Below are 19954 nucleotides of genomic sequence, written 5' to 3'. Positions count from 1 at the left end.
GCCGAATTCCGTTGTCGCGGTTCCGCGGACATGTCATCGGGACTCGAGGGATCAGCGATCCCAGGGACTGGTCGAGGCATTGTCGATCGCCACGTCCTGGTCTGCCCGGAATGCTTCGAGGTTGACGGTCGGAGCGTTGTCCGACATTGCCGCAAAGTCCTCACGATGTACGAAACGCCGCCTGCGTCGGGGGACCAGCTCGCTGCCCTCGCCGTCGTGGGTGACCGTCATATCGCTGCCCATGATTCAGGATGCCTGGTCGTGCCGCGACGCCGCGCGAAGGTGTCGGTGGGGGTTCGTATGCTGGGCGCCATGGCTGGTGATGGGGCTGCGATGGAGTTGGACGCCGGTGAGGTCGTCGGCAATCCGGTGGATGCGGGGCCGGGGCGGATTCTGCGGATCGCGATTCCGACGTTGGGGGTGCTGGTCGCGGAGCCGGTCTACCTGCTGTTCGATATGGCCGTGGTGGGGCGGCTGGGGGCGCTGGCGCTGGCCGGGCTCGCCGTGGGCGGGCTGATTCTGGGGCTGGTGAGCACGCAGCTGACATTTTTGAGTTATGGCACCACGGCTCGGGCCGCGCGGCGGCACGGGGCGGGCGATACGCCCGGAGCGGTGGGGGAGGGCGTGCAGGCCAGCTGGCTGGCGGTCGGGGTGGGGCTGGCGATCGTCGTGGTGTTGCAGGTCTTCGCGGGGCCGATCACCCACGCGATCGCGGGCGGGGCGGACATCGCGGACCAGGCGCTGCGGTGGGTGCGGATCGCGGCGTTCGGCGTTCCGCTGATCCTGCTGGCCAATGCGGGCAACGGGTGGATGCGCGGCGTACAGCAGACGCGGCGGCCGCTGGCCTACGTGATCGGCGGCTTCGCGGTGTCGGGGGTGTTGTGCCTGGTTCTGGTGCACGGGCTGCTGGGAGCGCCGCGGCTCGGGCTGGCCGGATCGGCGGTCGCGAATCTGACGGGGCAGTTGGTGGCTGGGTTGCTGTTCGTGAGTGCTCTTGTGCGCCAACGGGTTCCATTAGCTCCCCACCCCCCGATCATGCGGGATCAGCTCCGGCTGGGCCGCGATCTGATCATGCGCAGCTTCGCCTTTCAGGCCTGCTTCGTCTCCGCGGGCGCCGTCGCAGCCCGGTTCGGCGCGGCCTCGGTGGCGGCGCACCAGCTGGTGCTGCAGCTGTGGAACTTCCTCGGGCTCACCCTGGATTCGCTCGCGATCGCCGCGCAGACGCTGGTGGGCGCGACCCTGGGTGCGGGCGATGCCGCCGGAGCGCGGCGGCTGGCGCGGCGGGTCACGGTCTGGTCGACCGTGTTCGCCCTGATCTTGGCGGTGATCTTTGCCGCGGGCGGCACGCTGATCCCGCAGCTGTTCACCGGCGACCCGCACGTGCTCGAGCGCGTCCACGTCATCTGGTGGTTCTTCGTCCCCCTCGTCCCCATCGGCGGTGTGGTCTTCGCCCTGGACGGGGTGCTCCTGGGCGCGGGTGATGCCGCCTACCTGCGCACCACCACGATGGCCGCCGGCCTGCTCGGCTTCCTGCCGGTGATCTGGCTGTCGCTGGTCTGCCACTGGGGGGTCGCCGGAATCTGGGCCGGGTTGAGCACCTTCATCGTCGCTCGTCTGTTCGCGGTCGGCTGGCGCGCGCTGTCCGGGCGCTGGGCGCGGGTGGGGGCGGAGCTGCCAGTGCGAAACCCCCCATCCGAGCCGTAGGTTCGGGGCAGGGGACGAGAGGATTGATCTGGCTTGGTCGCACCCATACGCTTCTCGTGGTAGCCTCCGCGCATGAGTGGCGTGGGGGGCGATCCGGAACTAACGGTTGTGCCGGATGATGTTGTGGCGCTGGGCAAGTACGCCCACGAGTTGGCTGGCGAGCTGCGCTCGGCGTTGGCCGAGGCCGGTCGTCAGGTCCAGACCGTAACCGAAAAGGGTTGGACGGGAACGGCATCGGCCGGTTTCTTGAGCGGCTGGAGCGAGTGTCAGGATGGCGGGGATAAGATCATCGACGCGTTGACGACGATGGCGTCCACGCTCGGCTTCACCGCGCAGGCCTACACCCGCCAGGACGACCAGTTCGCCGACCACCTCTCGAGTCTGGATCTACCATGACCGAACCATTCAGCGTCGACCTCGATCAACTCGACAGCCTGGTTACCCACCTTGCGAATCTGGCCACATTCCTCACCGACCGCCTGGACGATCTCGACCGGCGAGCAGCTGCGGTGCATGAAGGCTCCTGGTCGGGTGCGGCCGCCACTGCGCACGAGACGGCGCATCGTGAATGGGCGGTCGGCGCAAGGGAGTTCGCCGAGGGCGTTGCCGCCATGCGCGAGGGGCTCCGCCGGGCTCATGGACACTACAGCACCGCGCAGAACGTCAACGGCTCGATGATGCGCGGGGGTTGAGGCCGGCTCGGCGGTGTGAGGTTCGGTCTCGATCACCATCCGCAGTCGCTGACGACTACTTCTATAAACACCTTGGTGCCGTTGAGTACGTCGGTGATTTGCTGTTTGGTGAGAATCGAAATGTGGTGTTCGTCTTCCATGAGGCCAACTGTGGGGCGTGGATCCGAATCGTAGCTCACAATTGCTCCACAACCGTCCGGGCGAAACCCTCCTGCGGTAACAACGCTGCGCGTATCGTGCGGTCGTCCGAGATCGGGCCTCGGCGAAGTAGCCAGCTGAATAGTCGGCACCGTAACGACCGCCAGAGGATCCGGTTTCGGTGGAGGACCGATGAAATACGCTTCGGCCATGGGGGCATCGACCGGGTCATCGATAACAGTCAATCGGTTGAACCCTTTAACGGTGATGGAATTGGCCAGGTGCCAGGTTTGGCTGGGGGGGTTGCGCCAGGCTTCGAAGCGATGATAGCCGAAGATCAGGATACTGGGAATAATCACCACGGCGAGGACGACGCGGGCCAACCGATACCATATGTTCGTGTGCCTGTATCGGATTTTCACCGGTAAGCCCCGCTCCCGCAAAGGATTTGGTCGGCCAGTGCGGCGACACTTACGGTGCTCCGACCATGCTCTATCTCGTTCGGCTTAAACGAACCGCCGTCGGCAACGTGCTTAGAGTTTTCAACGATCCCCCAGGCGTTGTAGCCGGATCCGAGGAACTGATCCAAAGGTTGACCGGCCTGAACCCTCGGCAAGGCCTGGTTTGCCGCGTCGGTGGTGAGCATTTTCAGATTGTATGCCGATGCCTTGAGAGCGAGATCATCGTTCCCGACCAGATCGGACCACTGCTTCCCCTGGAATTGGTCCGGGTATTTATTCTTAACCTCGTTGAACTGTCGTTCCTTCATATTTGTCAGCCCGATGGAGTTCCCCGCGCCGTTCTTACTGATGCCGACTTCGGACGCACGCAAGCGCGCCTCGTCCCATAGCGCTCCTTTGCCGGCCCCGTCTGGGTCTGGATGGTAGGTCGACGGATTCTGCAGGGCTGTATAGAGATTTTTGCCCTCGCCCCTGTCGTAGCCGGTGCGCAGCGGCGCGCCCTCCTGCAGTGCCATGGCCAGGACCATGCGCGGATCGACTCCGGCCTCGTTGCCGTACTTCACCGAGAGCATCGCCCATTTCTTCATCTGCGGGCCGTACTTGTCCAGCGCGCTGAGGTTCTCGGCGGTCAAGGTGGGGGCGGGGGTCTCCCACGTGGTGATGTTGTCCAATTCTCCGACCAGTTTGGCATTCCGGATCGGGCTTCCGTCCGCGACGAGCAGCGGTAACTGCGTGAGCGCCTTCAGCTTCGGCAGAACGCTCAGGGCGCTCGGGTCGACCAAGGCGTGACGGACATCGCCCGCGGCGTTGAGGGCGCTGAACAGCCCGGTGCATTCTTCATCGGCGGTGAAGATCGACTCGGCGTTGTCGATGTCGACCGCATCGAGGTCCGCGGCCACGGAAACGTGGACCGAGGAGTTATCGCTCGTCGCGGCCACCTGGACGCCGGGATGGCCGGGGAACGCAGCCGCGGCGGATGCGCACAGTTGTGTGCGGGCGTCGATGAGGTCGTCGCGATGGTTGCGAAGCTGGGTACCGAGACTCTCCGCGACGTCGGCAATCTGTATCGCGCCGCTGCGGAGCGCCTCCAGGGCCTCTTGTATGTCGGGAATCTCGGTGGCCTGGATACCGTTGAAGGAATCTCGCACCGCAGTGAGTGTATGGGGTGCGTTCGACAGCTCAGCGCTGTTGGCGAAGGTGTTCCAGGTGGTGGAGGCGGCCTGGAGGGCGTCGGCGCGACCGTTCGGGGCTCCCGTCCACGGGCTCGGACTGGAGTTATGGGATGTGATTACCAGGCCGGGGCCGTTGTCGCCGTTCGGGTCCGGGATGTCGGGGAAGTTCAGCGAATTCGGTGCGGTGGGTGTGGGGCGCTGTGGTGGTGATCCCTTGTCGGCGCTGACGTTTGCGTTGTATTCGGCGTCCTGCCAGTTGTAGCCGGCGATGTTGAGGATGTCGGCGAAGTGTTGCAGGGCGGCGGCATAGTCCACCGACGCGTCGCGGACATCGTCCGCGTGCTGGCGGTAGGCACCGTTCCATGTCGCCACCGCCGGATAGTTTCCGCTCATGCCTGCGGTGGCGGCGAGCTGGGAAACCAGGTCGCGGCCGACGGCGGTATGGATGTCGGTGCTCAGCGCGATGAGCTGGCGGGCGGCCCGGTAGTAGACGTCGGGGTCGACAGTCAATACAGTTGGGGCCATCTATATTTCACCGTGGATGGAACCGATCACCATGGTATCTCCCCCTTTTCACCCATCGGCCGTCCAATTGTAGCGGAGCTGGTACTGCTGAAGCCTGCGCCAGTGCACGTCTGTCGGCCCTACGGGCCTCCGGTCGGTTCGGCACAATGCGGAGGTCGCGAACGCACCCGGACGGCGGGCGGGGATCGACCCGACCTCAGGGCAGCGGGCTGGATGGCAGGGCGGCGGCGGGGCATGGGAATGTGGAGGTTGTTGCCTCGGTTGCCGTGAGGCGCGCGCAGGCGAGCAGAGAGGTTGTGGCGGGTGGTTCCGAAGTTGATGGCGGTGAGCGATGTGCACGTCGGTCATCAGGGCAACAAGCCCGTGGTCGAGGCGATCCACGCCGATTCGCCGGAGGATTGGCTGATCCTGGCCGGTGACGTCGGGGAGAAGACCGAGGAGATCCGGTGGGCGCTGCGGACGCTGCGGGAGCGGTTCGCGAAGCTGATCTGGGTGCCCGGGAATCACGAATTGTGGACCACCCCAAAGGATTCCGTGCAGATGCACGGCGCGGCCCGCTACGACTATCTGGTGTCGATGTGCCGGGATCTGGACGTGCTGACCCCCGAGGATCCGTATCCGGTGTGGGAGGGCGCCGGCGCCGAGGCGCACGGCGGCGCGGTGACGCTGGCCCCGATGTTCGTGCTCTACGACTACTCGTGGAGGCCCGACGGGACCACCACCAAGGCCGAGGCACTGAGCCTGGCCCGCGACCGCAACGTGGTCGCCACCGACGAGTTCCTGCTCTCGTCCGAGCCGTATCTGTCCCGCGACGCCTGGTGCCACGCCCGCGTGCAGTACACCGAGCGCCGCCTCGACGCCCTGGCCCCCGGCACCCCCGTGGTGCTGATCAACCACTGGCCGCTGCTGCGCGAACCCACGCGCATGCTGTGGTATCCGGAGTTCGCGCTGTGGTGTGGCACCGACCTCACCGAGGATTGGCACATCCGCTACAACGCGGTCTGCTCGGTCTACGGCCACCTGCACATCCCGCGCACCACCTTCCACGAGGGCGTGCGCCACGAGGAGGTGTCGCTGGGCTACCCGCGCGAGTGGCGCCGCCGCGGCCTGCCCGACAAGCTGCTGCGCCAGATCCTGCCCGATCCGGAGTACGCCCCCGGCGACCTCAACGCCTGGGGTGGCCACTTCAAGGTCACGCCCGAGATGGAGGCCGCCGCGGCGCAGATGCGCGAGCAGGCCGACCGCCGCCGCGGCTTGGCCTGAGTGCGTTTCCAGCCGGTGCAATTTCTCGACTATCGACGCGATAGTCATTGGGATTGTCGTAGGTTGGAATGGCTTGTATTGTGCGCGGGTGGACGGATTTCATCCGAAGAGTTGGAGAATTGATGCTCTCTAGTTCCGTTGCCGAGTGTCGCCGGGTATTCTCGGCCGGTCCCGGGGAGTCCGGCCGCGACCTTTCCCCGATGGAGAAATTGCGGCTCGTGCTGACTGTGTCCCGGTTCGAGTTGCTGCCGATGAGTGTCGGCATTATGGCGGCCATAGTCGTGTTGAGCGTGCACACCCGTGCCGAGGTATTCTCGCTGCGAACCATCGGCACGATCGTGTTCGTCAGCGTGTACTTCCAATGCGGCAACCTGGTGAACGCCATGGCCGACCGCTGGCAGGACCTGGATTTCAAGACCCGGCTGGCCCACGCGGTGCGCGATCTCGGCATACCGCGAATGAACCGGCTGGTGCTGGCGCACCTGATCGTCATGGTCCTGATCCTCGCCTGGCTGGTCGCATCGACCCGTCGTCTGGATCTGGTGATTTGGGGCGGACTGCTGATCATCATCAGCTTTCAATATTCGCTGCCGCCGCTGCATTTGAAGAGCACCGGAATATGGCACATAGTCGTCATCGCGATGAGTCTGCTCATCCTGCCCGGAATTACCCTGCTCCGGGTGCACGACAGGCCCTTCGACTGGATGTCGCTGGTTATCGTGATCGGAATTGCCGTCGCGGCGAACTCGGTATCCGTGGTGAACTCGGCAGAGGATATACCGGAGGATACCGAGCACGGCATCAATAGTTTTCCGCGTGCGATCGGGCTGTTGCCGTCACTGGGAGTGGCGCTCGCGCAACTGGTGATCGGCGCGGGCATTGTCGTCGGGGTGACGTTCCCGGTCGTCGGATTCTCCTGGGTATATATCCCCTATCTCGCGGCGGTCGTCATGTTGGGGGTCTATCTGGTCCGCATGATCAATGGCGTCCGGGGCAAGCCGCTGGACGAAGCGGTGGCAGTGATCCGTGATGCGAAGGTCTTCTCGCTGGCCGTGGTGCCGCTGGCGTGGACCTCGATCCTGCCCGCGGCCGGTTACTTCGCGTCTCGATGACGCCCGCCCGCCACGGTCATCGGCCGCCGCCCGCCGCCTTGCGGCGGGCGCGGGCGATGCTGCGGCGGAAGAACGGCCGGGACACGTCTTCGACCCCATTGGCCCAATGCATCAGGAACGCCGTGAGCGGATCCACCGCGATGTGCGGACGCCCCCGCTCCAGGCCCCGGACCGCTGCCGCGCCGACCCGCTCGGCCGGCATCGGCGCGATCGATCCCGTGACGGCCTTGGTCTCGACCGGCTTGCGCAGGTTCTCGCGTGCCAGCCCCGGAGTGTCGGTGTCGGCCGGATAGAGCACCGAGACGCGCACCCCCACGGGTTCGAGTTCGTAGCGCAGGCAGAGCCCGAGCTGCCGCACCGCGCCCTTGGTCGGGCCGTAGCTCGAGTAGCCAGGAATGCCCATGAACGCGGAGGTGGAGCTGGTCAGCAGGATGCGGCCGCTGCCGCGCTTCACCATCCCCGGCAGCACAGCCCGGATCGCGTGCACCGAGCCGAGATAGTTGGCATCCATCTGGATACCGAACTCGTCGGCGTCGACGTCCAGGAACAGTCCGGGCAGCGTGAGGCCCGCGCAGCACGCCAGCGCCACGCAGTCACCGTGGCGTGCCTCGAGTTCCTTGATCGCGGCGGCCAGCCCCTCGCGGTCGGTGACGTCGGCGACGTGCCACTCGGCGCCGATGCGTTCCGCGGTCGCCCGCAGCGCGTCCGCGCGCCGGGCGATGATCGACACCTTCGCACCGCGTTCGGCGAACGCGGCGGCCACGGCCGCGCCGATGCCCTCCGATCCTCCGGTGACGATGACGTGTTGGTCGGTCCAGTTCATGCTCAGCCCTTCGTCGCGGCGAGTTCGCCCAGGCGGTCGCGCCACCGCTGGTAGCCCAGGGCGGTGCCGTCCTGCGGCACGTCGGCGAACGCCTGGTCCACCAGTGCGACGGCCTCGTCGAGGGTGCGCCCGGCGCAGTAGGTGCGCACGGCGACATGGGTGTGCGGGGTGGCGCTGTCGGCCTGGGTGCGGATCTTCGCGACCATGGCCGCGCCCGCGGCCAGCGGCTCCCGGAACTGCGGCACCCGGGCGAGGATGGCCTCGAGATCGGCGACCTCGACACCGCCGGCGAAGGTGGTGGCGATGCCGATGCCGCTCCACAGATCCGCGTGCCTGCTCTCGTCGAACTCGTCGACGAGTTTCGCGACGCCCTCGGGGGAGCCGCCGCTGATGAACCACAGCGCGCGACCGATGCCCTGGTCGACCGCGCGCTTCAGCGGCGCCGCATCACCCATCCAGCCCGGGAACCGCTGATCGACGTGATGGCGGCCGACCCACTTCTCGGTGCGGAAGAAGGCGTTGTAGAAGCCGTACCCGTCCAGCGCGAGCCACCGGTAGGTCTGGTGTCTCGGAAAGACCTTGCGCCAGATGGGCCTCGGGATCCGGCCCAGCGCCAGCCCGACGCCCACATACATGGTGAGGTCGTGCTGGGCGGCGGGCCCGGTGATCAGGTCGTGCGCCCGATGACTGAACGGGGTGATCGAATCGACCGCGGCCAGGCCCGTGGCCGCGCCCTCGAACGCGAAACCCCGGTACTGCTCGGGCTTCTGGTTGATCAGCGCGATCAGCTCGTCGTTGTCCTTGGTGCGCACCGCCTGGTCGATGCCCTGGGCCAGGTGGGTGGCCACCCGCTCCAGCTCGGCGGCGGTCGCCGCATTGGGCTGGACGAAGCCGGGGCGGCTCTCGAGGGGCGGCTCGGTGATCCGGGTGCCGAGCAGCGTGGAGCGCAATGGTCCGAATATCGAAGGCATGGTTCTCGATTCTTTGTGCGGCTCAGGGAATTTCGCGGGTCAGGACGGGGCCGCGACGGGTTCGAGAACCTCGGCGGCCGGGGTGGCCTCGGCGGGCGCGGGTGCCTGCCTGCGATTACCGAGCCATTCGCGAATATTGCGCGACCACCAGAAGATTCCGCGGCACGCGCACACGATCACCAGCGCGAAGAACAGATCGTAGGACACGTGCAGGGCCACCAGGATCCCGTACATGATGCCGACCGAGGCGCCGAACGCGATCTGGTCCCGCTTGGCGAACGGTGAGGTCGCCGGGTCGGTGATCATGTAGTTGGTGTAGAGCACGAAGGCCAGCCCGGTCATCGGCAGGATCGCCGAGATGATCGCGATATGCGGGTCGATCAGTCCACGCACCACCGCCTGCAGGACGAATGCGCCCAGCCAGGCGGCGATCAGCGGCATCTTCTTGGTCAGCTTCGCGTTCAGCATGGTGCCCGTCATCAGCAGGCCGAGCACGATCAGCGGATGGGCGGGGCCGTGCAGGTTCTCCACGAAGTGGTACGGGCCCACGATGGAGAATGCGGGAAAGACCAACAGTGCCACCACGATCCCGAAGTTCGACGGGTTCATGAAGTGCCGGACCTTGCCGTTGATCTTGGCGCGCAACACCCACTTGGTGCCGACCGCGACGGTGATGCCGAACATCACCGGCCAGAAGCTGTCGGCCGCGTACACCAGGAAGTTGAGCGCGAGGCCCGTGATGTGCGCGGGCATCAGGAAAATCATCAGGCCGCGTAATCCGTTGCCGCGGTAGGCCGCCGGACGGCGATAGGCCCACGCCGCCAGCGTCTCGAGGATCAGTTCGACCGAATATGCGGTGGCGAGCGCCAGAAACGGCCAGAGCCGCGGCTGTTCGAAGCCGAGGAATGCGAATCCGATGACATTGAAGACGGTCAGCGAGCCCGCGAAGTTGCGCAACGCCAGATAGCGGGGGTCCCTGCCCTCCTTGTTGACGCCCAGCCACTTCTGCCGCCAGGTCTTCGTGGCGGGGGCGGCCGCGGGAGCCGCGCCGTTGCCGTTGGTGCTCACGGCAACCGCGGTCGCCGCGGAAGTGTCGTTGGTGTCGACGTGGCCGTTGGACTCGGCGTGGCCGTTCGTTTCGGCGTGGCCGTTGGACTCGGCGTGGCCGTTCGTTTCGGCGTGGCCGTTGGTTTCGATGCTCACTGCTGGACCTCCCGGGCATCGGAGTCGAGAACGAGGGTGTGCGCACCGGGCCGCAGCGGCAGCTGCTGGGTGTGGGTGCCGCCCTGGTTGTCACGCCAGGAGATCTGAACCTGCAGCGGCACAGCGGGATCGATGGTGCCCAGGCCGAGATGGATATCGGTGGAGCGCTTTCCGGAATGGCCGCTGCCACCGTCGAGCTGTGCCACGTGCTTGCGACCGTCCGGGGTGGTCACCGACACCTCCGCGCCGAGGGCGGGGGAGCCCAGCACCGGCTTACCGGCGATGGTCGTCTCGCCGGGCGCGGCGTTGGCCGCCGGCGTGAACAGCTTCAGCCCGAGGTACTGCCCGCGGTCCGGAGAGTCGTTGCGGTAGTACATCGGTGCCTGCCACTGGCGGGCCACCGCAAAGCTCAACGCGCCGTTGCCCGTCGAGTCACCCACGGCGATGCCGCGGGTCGGGGTCGGGTCGAAGACACCGAGCGCGGAGGAGATGTTGGTGAACTTGCCGTTGGCGTCCTGGGCGAAGAACCCGATCCGATCGTTACCGGCCAGATCGCCCTCGGCTGTGAAATTCGGCCAGGCCCAGGGGTATTTGGTCAGCACGTCGTTCATGGTGACCATTTCCTGCAGCTGAGGCCAGCGGCTGACCTTGCCCTTGAACATGCCGTTGGTCTGCACGATCTGGGGACGGCCGCTGTTGTCGAAGTCGGCGATCTTGTTGTCCCAGCCCCAGCCGTCCCAGGCCAGCCCCTTCTTCACCGCATCGTTCTTGAACGGAGCGATTCCGGAATGTAGCTGTGCGGCGGCGTCTTTGGTGTTCTTCGCGGAGTTGTAGAAGGCGAAGTTCGCCTCCATGACGCCCCACCGCTGCGCGATGTTGCTCACGAACAGGTCGGGCATGCCGTTGCCGGTCAGGTCGCCGAAGTCGGCGCCCATCCCCTTGAACGAGCCGTTGCCCAGCACGAACGACTTCGGGTCGGTCCAGCCACGCTGCCCCTCGGCGAGCCGGAACTTGAAGTTCCCCGGGGTGGATTCGTTGACGAACAGGTGTCCGTGGCCCATGTCGTTGGCCACATACAGCGACGGCAGCTGCTCACCGGTGAGATCCTGTGCGGCCGCGGCGAGGGTCCAGCCGTTGGTCGTGCCCGGCGGGAAGGCGTTGAACACCTCCCGGTAGTCCGCGGTGGGGTCGGCGCCGCCGGTGCCGTGCTGGAAGGCGAGCAGATGATCGCCTCCGGCATTGGTCGAGTTGGAGAACGATTCGTTCAACGTCAGCGGAAGCTTGCCGTTGTGGCCGATGAAATCGCTGTCCGGGAAGTAGTTTCCGAGGAAGATGCTCGGATTGCCGCTGCCGTCGAAGTCGGCGACCGATGCGGCCAGGGTGAACCAGCGCGCGCCCTGGTAGGTCCCCTTCGGGCCGACCGGGGAGGGCACCAGCTCAACGGGTTTGAACGCGTTGTTGTCCAGATGCGTTGCGCCCGCGCGCGGCAGGAACAGGATCGGGGTGCGGCCGCCGTAGTAGACCATCAGGCCCATCCGGCCCGAGTGGTCGAAATCGCCCGGCACACAACCGGCCGGCTCCATCGTGTCGTCCATCGGCAGCGGCGAGGGATCGAGTACGAACGGCGCGAAACGGCTGGTGTCGCTGTCCGGCGCGGGGGTCACGATCACCTTGTCGGAACGGGAATCGACGATGCACAGGTCATCGTCCTTGCCGTTGCCCTCCAGGTCGTTGATCGCGACCGCCGAGTTGACCGTCGACAACCAGGCCGTGAGGTGTTGGTACCGGGGTTCCACGTCGCGGATGGTGTGCGCGGGCAACCCGGGCGGCTCCGCGATCGGCATCGGCGTGAAGTGGAACCGGGCGGCCAGCGGGCCGGTGGGATCGCTGGAGACCGGCGGCACCATGATCGAATGCGCCGGCACGAATATCGCGCCCATCAGTGTCAGGGACACCAAGGGCACCAATGCTTTCCGCAGAAGCGGGGATTTGATGCGTAGTTTCACTGCTGGTGTTCTTCTTCCGTGGACAGATCGTCGAGCACCTGACGCAGGGTGTTCAACGCGTGATCGAGCTGCTCCTCGGTGTGGCGGCAGTTGATGAAGAATCGCAGGCGTTGCTCCCCGGCGGGGACCACCGGATGGCCGATAGCATTGACCATCAGGCCGCGTTCCACCAGTCCCAGTGAGGCTTTCAGGGCCCGCTGGTCGTCCCCGATCATGATCGGCGTGATCGGGGTGCCCTCGCCGTTGCCGGTGTCGAACCCGAGTTCGCGGGCCCGGCGCAGGAAGTACTGTCCGTTGTGCCGCAGCGCCGCAACGCGTTCGGGCTCATCGTGCAGCACGGCCAGCGCCTCCAGGGCCGCCGCCGCGGCCGAGGGCGCGGGCGAGGCGGTATACATGCTCAGGCCCGGTGCGGAGTATTTGAATCCCTCCACCAGTTCCCGGTTGGCCGCGAGATACCCGCCGACGCTGCCGATCGCCTTGGACAGGGTGCCCATCCAGACATCGACCGCGTCGCCGGGCAGGTCGAACATCTCACGCACGCCGAGCCCGCGGTCGCCGAGCACGCCGAACGAATGCGCCTCGTCGATCATGATCGAGCAGTTGTGCTTGCGCGCCACCTCGATGATCTCGGGCAGCCGCACGACGTCGCCGTCCATGCTGTAGACGCCCTCGAGCAGCACCAGCACGCGGTCGAAGCTGCGCCGCGACATGCTGAGGATGGCATCGAGCGAGTCGGGATCGTTGTGCCGGAACGTGACTCGCTTGCAGCCCGCCCATTCGGTACCCGAGACCATGCTGTTGTGGATCAGCGAATCGCACACCGCGAGGTCGCGCTTGCCGAGCAGGAAGGCGATCGCCGCGGCGTTGGTGAGGAATCCGCTCGCGGTGACGATCGCGGCATCGGTGTCGTAGATGCGCGCGATCTCGCTCTCGAGCTCGCCGTAGAGCGGCAGTTCACCGGCGACCATCCGGACCGCGGCCGCGGAGGTTCCGTATCGTCCGATCGCCTCGATGGCGGCGGCGTGCACGCGCGGTTCGGCGGCCAGGTCCAGGTAGCCGAAGCTGGAGAAGTTGAGCATCTCGCGGCCCGCGAAGCTGGTGATGGGCCCGCTGATGCCCTCGTGCGGCAGGAAGTAGGGGTTCGGAACGCCTACCGCGCGGGTGTATTCGGTGAGCCTGTCCCACTTCTGTGCGTCGATCACACCGGGGTGGTCCCGAAACGAGTGCTGCCGCACGGTTGTCGGCGTCGCCTCCGAGGGGGACGGTTCGGGGGTGGATGCGGCCGTTGCCGGGGAGGTGGCCGCACCGCCGCTGTGTTTGGCCATCAGGGAGCGCGCCAGGCCGCGCGCATCGATACTCTCGGTGGTCATCGCCAGATTCCTCATACTCCCGTCGGTTCCGACGTTGCTTCCTCGTGCGCGATCTGGGCAGCGACCTTGGCGCCCAGGCCCGCGAGCGATAGTCCGGCGCCGATCGAGAGGATCGACATCTTCACGCCGAGACTCTTCACGACTCGGGCTCCGAATTCCACCGCCATCAGCGAATCCAGGCCGAGTTCGCTGATCGGGGCGGCCGGGTCCAGGCTGTCCGCGTCGACCCCGAGCACGACCGCCAGCTGCTCGGCGAGCAGGTAGCCGACCACGTCGCCGCGGTGCTCCGGATCCAGCGCCAGGATCTCCGCGCGCAGCGCGCTGCTGCCCGCGCCGCCGCCGGCCGCGGCGATCAGCTCGACGAAGCGGGGCACTCGCTCCGACGGGCGGTGGGCCAGAGCCCATTGCGCCCAGTCGATGTCGAGGAGGGCGACCTGGGTCGGATCGGCCCGCAACGCCTCCCACAGCAGCACGGTGGCGAATTCCATGTCCAGCGACAGGTATCCGGTCATCTCGGCGTACTGGGCGATCGCGTGCGTATCCGCCATGCCGCCGTCGCCGCGCATGTGGCCCCAGTTCACCGATACCGCGGGCAAGCCCCGCGCGCGTCGCGCCCACGCCAGTGTGTCGAGGGCGGAATTGGCCGCGCAGTAGCCGAATTGGGGAGACATGCCCGCGATGCCGCTCGCCGAGGAGTACAGCACGAACAGGTCGAGGTCGACCCCGGCCGCGGTGATGGCCCGGTCGAGATTGAGCGCACCGGTCACCTTCGGCTCGAAGATGTCGCGCAGCGATTGTTCGGTGATCTCGGGGATCTCGAGGTTGTTCACCACTCCGGCGGAGTGCAGCACGCCGCGCAGCGGTGCATCGCCCGCCGCCAGGCGCGCGATCATGTCCGCGACGGCGTCGTAGTCGGCCACGTCCACGCGCTCCTCGCGGACTTCCACACCGGCAGCGGCGAATTCGGCGAGCTGGGCGCGGGCGGCGTCGGTGGTGGCGCCGCGACGGCCGACGAGCACCAGGTGGCGGGCCCCGCTGCGGACCAACTGCCGGGCGGTCGCGAGGCCGAAGGCGCCGAATCCACCGGTAATCAGATAGCTTGCGCCGGGTTCGATCTCGACCGTGGACGGGACCTGCCGCACCATCGGTTGCTCGTCGCGCAGGTCGAGCAGCACGCGACCGACCTGGGCCGAGCGGGCCACGGTGTCGAACGCGTCGGTCAGCCGATCCAGCCCGAACACGGCGTTCGGGATGGGCGTGTACTCGCGGCGGCGCAGTGCGCCCACCACCTGCCCGATCGCGCGGCGCACCCGGTCGGGCTGGTAAGCGACCATCCGGTCGATATCGACGGCGAAGAAGGACAGGTTGCGGTCGAAGGGCCGCAGGTCGATGGTGGCCGAGGCGTAGATGTCGGCCTTGCCGATGTCGACGATGCGGCCGAATTCGGCTGCCACCCGGAAGTTCTGCTGCAGGATCTCACCCGGCGCCGAGGTGTAGATGACGTCGACGCCCTTGCCGTCGGTGAGCCGCATGACCTCGTCGACGAAGCTGATCGACCGGGAGTTCAGCACCTCCGCGGCGCCGAGCGCCCGGACGGCGTCACGGCGTTCGGGCGTACTGGCGGTGGCGATCACCCGCGCTCCCATGCGGACCGCGACCTGTACCGCGCCCATGCCCATGCCACCGGCCGCGCCGTGGATGAGGATCGTCTCACCGGGTTGTATGCGGGCCAGCTCGCCCAGCGCCAGTTCGGCGGTGAAAAGCGGCTGCACCGAGGTGAATTGGAGTCGGTCGAAGGCGCGGTCGGCGCCGACACCCATCTTGGTGGTCGCGCCGGCGTCGGGCCGCAGGGTCACGAAACGCCGGATGATGCCCGGCTCCACGACGGACATCTCGTCACCGGGCTCGATGCCGGTGACGCCGGGGCCGACCCGCTCGACGACCCCGTAGCCATCCATGCCGATCTCGGTGCCGTAGTAGGTGCCCGCCAGTTCCTTCTCGGTGAGCACACCGATGATCTTGCGGGTGTCCTTGTAGTTGAGACCCACGGCGTCCATGCGGATCTCGATCTCACCGTGTCCCGGCGCGATCCGCTCGGTGGTGCGCAGCGCCAGATCCGACAGCAGCCGCGACTGCGGAACCTCCAGCCGGAAAGACTGCTCCGGGTCGGTCAGCGGTTGCGGGGTGTTCCAGCGGGTCAGATGATCCGACAACGTGTGCCGCCAGCGAATGGTCCAGCAGGCGCCCGCCCGCAGCGCGACCTCGTCGGCGGAGGTATCGGCGTAGAGCTGCTCGAGCAGGGTCGCGGTCGCGGTGCCGGGTTCGGTGTCCACCAGCCGCCACTGCGCGGCCGGCAGTTCGTTCAGCAATTCCCGTCGCGCGCCGGTGAATACGGCGTGGTCGAGCCGGGCCGCAGTATCGATCGGCAGGCACAGCGCGTTCTCCGTGACCACGATCGCCTGCAGCCGGAGCGGGCCGTCGGAGACCTCCTCGGACGACGAATCATCCAGGGAGGCAAGCTGTTTGATCGCCTGTGCCACCTGGGCCAGACCGTAGAGCAACTCGACGGTGTCCGGATCGGTACCGGGCACGACCACCAGCCGCAGCCGCTCGACGCCGGGCCGATGGTAGGTGGCCCGCAGCAGCTCCAGCACCTGCGCGCGGTCCAGGCCCGGGGAATGATTACCGACGGTGACCAGCTCCGCGGTGCGGCTGTTGGCGATCTCCTTGGCCCGCTGGGAGATCTCCGCTCCCAGGTTGATCACGACCAGGGCCTCGTGCTCGTCGGCTGTGGATGCCGCGGAATCCGTTGTGTCCGCGACGATTTCCCATACTGGCTCGTAGAAGAACTTGTCCAGCTGGTCGGTCAGGGCCGGACGCGGGTTGAGCGTGCGGAATCGGACCCCGGACAGGACCAGGGCGACTTCACCGGTGGGAGAGGCGATCCGGATGTCGGCCCGCAGCCGATCGACAGGATCCCGGTCGACCACGACGACCGGATCGGCCGGAATCGGCCCGGTCCAGCGCACGCCCCCGATCGATCCGGGGATCACGATCTCGGGATCGCCGAGATCCGGCTCTGCGGGTGCGGTGCTCGCATAGAGCGCGGCGAAGCACTGCAGCGCGGCATCGACGACCGCAGGGTGGGCGAGATGACGGCCCTGGGAGGCGGAGGTGTCCAGCCGCGCCACCACCGCGTCGGTGCCGACGTGCACCTGCCGCAGCAGCCGGAACGCCGGACCGTAGGCCAGCCCGTGCTCGGCCATCCGGTCGTAGAGCTCGTCCACCGGTACTTCGGCCGAGTCCGGTTGTGGCGCAACGGCAATGGTGGTGCGATCGACATCCGCCTCGATCAGGCGGCCGTAGGCGTGCAGTGTCCACGCGGTGCCGGTCGAGGACCGCGAACGGATCGCGAAGCGATGGGTGGTGTCCTCCACCGTGATCCGGACGACGGGCACGTCGTGTTCCTCGACGACCAGCGGGCTGACGAACTCCACCGACTCGAGCCCGAAGCTCTCCCGGCCGGTACGCACCGCAACCGCGCTCATGGCGGCATCGAGATAGGCCGCGCCGGGCAGCACCACCGTATCCGCGACGACGTGGTCGTGCAGCCACGGCAGGTTCGAAACGGACAGCTGGACTTCCCATTCCGAGGCCAGTGGTGAGGCGAGATCGCCGAGCATCGCGAATCCGCCGGGCGTGCCGAGGCGGTCCAGCCGCGTCTCGGGTTCCATTGTCCACAGGTAGCGGCGCTGCCAGGGGTAGCGGGGGAGGTCCAGATGCGGGGTCGCCGGGTCGATGGCGCCGGGAAGCCGGGTGCCGTCGAGGGCGCCGGCGCGATACAGCTCGGCGACCGCGGTCGTGATGTGCTCGGCATCGTCGCCGCCGCGGGACAGCGTGGGGACCGCGGCGCCCGAAATACCCTGCTGCAGCAGGATTTCCCGGATGTTGCCGCTCAGGACCGGGTGCGGCCCGATCTCCAGGAACACGCGGTGGCCGTCGGCCAGCAGGGTGTCGACGGTGTCGGCGAAGCGGACCCGGTCGCGGACATTGCGGCACCAGTATTCGCCGTCCCAGTCCTGCCGGGTCGCGGCCGCCGCGGTGACGGTGGAGTAGCAGGGCAGGACGCCGTCCGCCGGCGCCAAGGAGGCCAGCGCCGCGCGCAGGTCGTCGAGGATCGGGTCCATGAGGCGACTGTGGTAGGGCACCTCCACCCGCAGCATCCGGGCGAAAACGTCGTCGGCGGTGAGCTTTTCGGCGAGTGCCTCGAGCACGGGCACCGCCCCCGCCAGCGTGACCGCCGACGGGCTGTTGACCGCGGCGATGTCCACCCCGTCGAGGTCGGCGAGCAGCTCGCGCGCCTGCGGCTCCGAGAGGCCGACCGCGAGCATGCCGCCGGTGTGGGCCGTGGTGGCCTGCAGCCGCGAGCGGTGATAGCTGACCGTCACGGCCTCGGTCAGGGACAGCATTCCGGACAGGTAGGCCGCGGTGACCTCGCCGACGCTGTGGCCGACCACGGCGGCGGGCCTGATGCCGAGCTCGGCGAGCTCCGCGGCGAGGGCGGCCTGCAGCACGAAGTTGGCCGGTTGGGCGATCTCGGTGCGGGAGATGCGGGAGTCCTGCTCCTCCCGGAGCATTTCCTCGAGGATCGACCAGCCCGCGAGTGTCGAGAATTCCCGGTCGATTTCGCGCGCGATGGCCGCGCCCGGGCCGTCGGCGGTGATCAGCGCACGACCCATCGCCCACCATTGCGGTCCCATGCCGCTGAAGACGAACACCGGATCGGTGTGTCCCTCGGCGATCGCCCGCGCGGGCGCCTGACCGCCGCCGTCCGCGAGCTCGGTGAGCTGGGTGCGCAGGTCGTCCTCGTCGCGGTACCGCAGCGCCGACCGCAGCGGATGATGCGCCCGCCGGACCCAGGCGGCGGCGGTGAGCTGTTGCGCCGATGTGGTTTCCAGGGCGGTGGCCAGCTCGCCGGCCAGCTCACGCAGCGCGGTTTCGCTGCGGGCGGACAGCGGCAGGATCCGCAACGGCCGTGCGGAGGACGGGGTTTCGGTCGTAGCAGTGGAATCTGGTGCGGGACCGACGATCGCGTGCGCGTTGGTGCCGCCATAGCCGAAACTGTTGACCGCCACCAGGGGTCGCGCGAGTGGTTCCGGGGCGAGGGGCACCCGCAGCCGCAGGGCCTCGAAATCGATGTCGGGGTTGGGGTTCTCCAGCGCGACCTGCGGTGCGATGGTCCCGTGGTACACCGTCAGCGCGGCCTTGATGACCCCGGCCACGCCGGCCGCCGCCTCGGTGTGGCCGATGTTGTTCTTGACCGAGCCGACCGGCAGCGGTTCGGTGCGGCCCTCGACCGCGCCGTACACCGCGCCCAGCGCCGCCAATTCGGCGGGATCGCCGACCGGGGTGCCGGTGCCGTGGGCCTCGACGTAGCCGATGTCCTCCGGTGCGATGCCGGCCTGCGTGCGGACGCGACGGGCGAGGTCCTCCTGCGCAACGGGATTGGGCACCGGGATCGCCAGCGTGCGGCCGTCCTGGTTCACCCCGGTGCCGCGGATCACCGCGTAGATGCGGTCGCCGTCGCGCACGGCCGCCTCGAGCGGCTTGAGGATCACCGCGCCGGCGCCCTCGCCGCGGCCGTAACCGTCGGCCGTGGCGTCGAACGACTTGCAGCGCCCGTCGGCGGACAGGAAGTGGCCCTTGCACATCGAGATGAAGGTCTCGGGCTGCAGCATGGCGTTGGTGCCGCCGACGATCGCGCTCTCGCATTCGCCCAGTGCCAGCGATTGCACGGCCTGGTGCAGCGCGACCAGCGACGACGAGCACGCGGTGTCGATCGTCATCGTCGGCCCGTGCAGGTCCAGCAGGTATGCGATGCGGGCCGACAGCAGCGTGTGTGACGAGCTGGTCGGGGTGTGGCTGCTGATCGCGGAGCGAATGACGTTGCGCCCTACCGCGTTGTCCATCATGAAGCCGCCGACGAACACGCCGACGTCGCGCCCGGAGACCCGGCCGGCCAGTCCGGCGTCGTCGAGGGCCTCCCAGGTTACCTCCAGCAGCAGCCGCTGCTGGGGATCCATGATCGAGGCCTCGCGCTGGGAGATGCCGAAGAAGTCGGCGTCGAACTCCCACAGTGACTGGGTCAGGAACCCGCCGTGCCGGGTGTACATCCGGCCCGGCGCCTCCGGGTCCGGGTCGTAGAACTTCTCCAGGCTCCACCGATCCGGTGGCACCTCCACGATGCCGTCACCTTTGCCGATGACGAAATCCCAAAAGGCGTCCGGGCCGTCGATACCGCCGGGAAACCGGCAGCCGATCCCGACGATTGCTGCATCGGACATTGCGCGATCCTCTGATGTATGCGTATTCGATATCGCGCCACGGGCGTCGACCTCGATGGCTAGCGATTGTCATCGAACAGTAGGCAGCATATTGGAAATACTCAACTTGCGTGAAGTGTGGACGAAAGCGGCTGCCGCACAGCATGTTCAGCCTGATCAACGGGTGAATT

General features: G+C 67.5%; 14 protein-coding genes. 5 read left to right on the top strand and 9 right to left on the bottom strand.

Going from position 1 to position 19954, the window contains the following annotated elements; translation table 11 throughout:
* Positions 1-51 precede the first annotated feature (51 nt).
* A complete protein-coding gene (locus KO481_RS33030) occupies positions 52-243 on the bottom strand; it encodes a prevent-host-death protein (RefSeq protein ID WP_215922413.1) in 192 nt (63 codons plus the stop codon).
* Between the two features lie 69 nt (positions 244-312).
* On the opposite strand from KO481_RS33030, the gene KO481_RS33025 reads away from it, so the two are divergent.
* The 3 genes from KO481_RS33025 (at position 313) to KO481_RS33015 (ending at position 2396) form a co-directional block, all read left to right on the top strand.
* Entirely contained in the window at positions 313-1704 is a 1392-nt protein-coding gene (locus KO481_RS33025) for an MATE family efflux transporter (protein WP_372452162.1), read from the top strand.
* A 72-nt stretch (positions 1705-1776) separates the two neighbouring features.
* Positions 1777-2100, top strand: coding sequence for a WXG100 family type VII secretion target (locus tag KO481_RS33020; protein ID WP_245401850.1), 324 nt, complete (start codon positions 1777-1779; stop codon positions 2098-2100).
* A complete protein-coding gene (locus tag KO481_RS33015; protein WP_215922412.1) occupies positions 2097-2396 on the top strand; it encodes a WXG100 family type VII secretion target in 300 nt (99 codons plus the stop codon). Before KO481_RS33020 ends, KO481_RS33015 begins: the two co-directional genes overlap by 4 nt.
* 32 nt (positions 2397-2428) lie before the next feature.
* Here the strand turns inward: KO481_RS33015 and KO481_RS33010 are convergent, their stop codons facing one another.
* Both KO481_RS33010 and KO481_RS33005 read right to left on the bottom strand, forming a co-directional pair.
* Positions 2429-2917, bottom strand: coding sequence for a hypothetical protein (locus KO481_RS33010; RefSeq protein ID WP_215922411.1), 489 nt, complete (start codon positions 2915-2917; stop codon positions 2429-2431).
* 35 nt (positions 2918-2952) lie between these two features.
* Complete coding sequence (locus KO481_RS33005; RefSeq protein ID WP_215922410.1) at positions 2953-4692, bottom strand: hypothetical protein; 1740 nt, start codon at positions 4690-4692, stop codon at positions 2953-2955.
* A 303-nt stretch (positions 4693-4995) separates the two neighbouring features.
* Between KO481_RS33005 and KO481_RS33000 the strand changes: the two genes are divergently transcribed.
* Together KO481_RS33000 and KO481_RS32995 are read left to right on the top strand one after the other, a co-directional pair.
* A complete protein-coding gene (locus tag KO481_RS33000) occupies positions 4996-5955 on the top strand; it encodes a metallophosphoesterase family protein (RefSeq protein WP_215922409.1) in 960 nt (319 codons plus the stop codon).
* Between the two features lie 218 nt (positions 5956-6173).
* Complete coding sequence (locus KO481_RS32995; RefSeq protein ID WP_308166873.1) at positions 6174-7067, top strand: UbiA family prenyltransferase; 894 nt, start codon at positions 6174-6176, stop codon at positions 7065-7067.
* A 16-nt stretch (positions 7068-7083) separates the two neighbouring features.
* Here the strand turns inward: KO481_RS32995 and KO481_RS32990 are convergent, their stop codons facing one another.
* Genes KO481_RS32990 through KO481_RS32965 form a run of 6 tightly spaced genes read right to left on the bottom strand, consistent with a single transcriptional unit; the run spans position 7084 to position 19784 of the window.
* A complete protein-coding gene (locus KO481_RS32990; protein WP_215922407.1) occupies positions 7084-7890 on the bottom strand; it encodes an SDR family oxidoreductase in 807 nt (268 codons plus the stop codon).
* Positions 7891-7892: 2 nt separating this feature from the next.
* Complete coding sequence (locus KO481_RS32985) at positions 7893-8861, bottom strand: DUF1702 family protein (RefSeq protein ID WP_215922406.1); 969 nt, start codon at positions 8859-8861, stop codon at positions 7893-7895.
* Between the two features lie 39 nt (positions 8862-8900).
* Entirely contained in the window at positions 8901-10064 is a 1164-nt protein-coding gene (locus KO481_RS32980; protein ID WP_215922405.1) for an enediyne biosynthesis protein, read from the bottom strand.
* Positions 10061-12019: an ASPIC/UnbV domain-containing protein gene (locus KO481_RS32975; RefSeq protein WP_215922404.1), complete on the bottom strand. Its 1959-nt coding sequence runs from the start codon at positions 12017-12019 to the stop codon at positions 10061-10063. Before KO481_RS32975 ends, KO481_RS32980 begins: the two co-directional genes overlap by 4 nt.
* A 47-nt stretch (positions 12020-12066) precedes the next feature.
* A complete protein-coding gene (locus KO481_RS32970; RefSeq protein ID WP_215922403.1) occupies positions 12067-13440 on the bottom strand; it encodes an aminotransferase class I/II-fold pyridoxal phosphate-dependent enzyme in 1374 nt (457 codons plus the stop codon).
* Positions 13441-13451: 11 nt separating this feature from the next.
* On the bottom strand, positions 13452-19784 hold the full coding sequence (locus tag KO481_RS32965) for a type I polyketide synthase (protein ID WP_215922402.1): 6333 nt from the start codon (positions 19782-19784) through the stop codon (positions 13452-13454).
* Positions 19785-19954 lie beyond the last annotated feature (170 nt).

Origin of the sequence: Nocardia albiluteola (assembly GCF_018860155.1) — a bacterium.
In the GTDB taxonomy this organism is placed as follows: domain Bacteria; phylum Actinomycetota; class Actinomycetes; order Mycobacteriales; family Mycobacteriaceae; genus Nocardia; species Nocardia albiluteola.
Note: the sequence above shows the minus strand (reverse complement) of the source record. Positions and strands in the feature narration are given on the sequence as shown.